General features: G+C 49.2%; 1 protein-coding gene. It reads right to left on the bottom strand.

Features of this window, described 5'->3' with window-relative positions; genetic code table 11:
- A partial coding sequence (locus tag I6E11_RS14720; protein ID WP_235338841.1) for a DUF4121 family protein occupies positions 1–653 on the bottom strand: 653 nt, incomplete at its 3' end.
- Positions 654–809: the final 156 nt, after the last annotated feature.

Below are 809 nucleotides of genomic sequence, written 5' to 3'. Positions count from 1 at the left end.
CCCCAAAGTACAAGAGAGTCAGGCAGGATTCCCTTGTAGAGTCTGCCTTTCAGGATTGCGGCCAGCTCGTCCAGCTCGCTCCGGCTGTACAGCGTGAATGAATCGCTGCGGAAGGTGTATTCGCCTGTCCTTTCCCTGTCCCGGTGTTTCATGATATGATAGCGGAACCAGTTACGGGTGGTGTAACCGTCATACAACGGATTCGGTTCTCTGTATTCCCATTTCCTGACCGGAGCATCGAACCTTAGACTGCCCGTACTGCTGCGCTTCCCGAATCCCCATGTCCTGAATATGCGGATTTCAGTACCTGCGGGTTTCATGTTCCGGATATTGACCTGCGTCCAGGGACTTCCGGTGGTATCATAGGCGGCTTTTCCCATGTCATCGAAACAGAATACCGTTTCCGGTATCAGGCATATATCCGCATATTTTCCTGTTATCCGTTCTATATGAGCTTTTCCGAAATAGTCACCAGAACGTGAGACAAATTCCACGCAGTCTCCTTCTGTCGGGCACATCTGCCTGTTTCGGACATTCTCCATCAGTTCCAGCATACGGTTCACTTTCCGTACTTCCTTTTCTGTAATGGGATATCCGAAGTCACCGTTTGCCAGTTCAAGACTGTCAAGGTCATATCGTATCTTTGTATTCATCCTGTTCTCCTCCTGTTTTGTGTATAGCGTTCAACCTGTCGGGTGATCATATCACAGAATTTCTGGCCGTTTTCTTCCTCACCCCTGAAATAGGCGGCCATCATCAGCAGGTTCTTGTTGTAATAATGCACCCATTTGTCATGGAAATGTGCGCCG

Source organism: Bacteroides caecigallinarum (genome assembly GCF_021531075.1).
In the GTDB taxonomy this organism is placed as follows: domain Bacteria; phylum Bacteroidota; class Bacteroidia; order Bacteroidales; family Bacteroidaceae; genus Phocaeicola; species Phocaeicola caecigallinarum_B.
Note: the sequence above shows the minus strand (reverse complement) of the source record. Positions and strands in the feature narration are given on the sequence as shown.